The organism is Paenibacillus rhizoplanae, assembly GCF_042684125.1.
Classification (GTDB): Bacteria; Bacillota; Bacilli; order Paenibacillales; family Paenibacillaceae; genus Paenibacillus_AQ; species Paenibacillus_AQ rhizoplanae.
On sequence record NZ_JBHUKY010000108.1, the window covers coordinates 1,534 to 1,974 of the forward strand.

A 441-nucleotide genomic window follows, 5' to 3' on the forward strand; every position below is an offset into this window, starting at 1 on the left:
CGCGTCCAATTGCTTCTGGATCCGCGACACCAGCTGCGTCGCTTTGAGCGAATGGCCGCCCAGTTCGAAGAAGTTGTCCCGGATGCCCACCGGCTGCGAAAGGCCAAGCACCTCCTGCCAAATCGCCGCCAGCTTCGTTTCCGTCTCGCTCCGCGGCGCAACGTATTCGTTTCCTGCCTGCACCAGATCTTGCGGCTCTGGCAGCGCCTTCCGGTCTACCTTGCCGTTGGCCGTCAGCGGAATCCGCTCCACTTCCACCAGATACGACGGCACCATGTACTCCGGCAGGCTGCGCTTCAAATACGTACGCAGCTCGGAGGCCTCGAATACCCCGCCGCTCACCACATACGCGCACAGATAAGACTCGTCCTTCTCGTCTTTCCGGGCGACGACCACCGCTTCCTTCACGTCCGTGTGCTGCAGCAGACGGTGTACGATTTC

The 441-nt window shown here is 61.5% G+C and carries 1 protein-coding gene; it reads right to left on the reverse strand.

Features of this window, described 5'->3' with window-relative positions; genetic code table 11:
• A partial coding sequence (locus tag ACFSX3_RS32215; protein WP_379313774.1) for an AMP-binding enzyme occupies window positions 1-441 on the reverse strand: 441 nt, incomplete at both ends.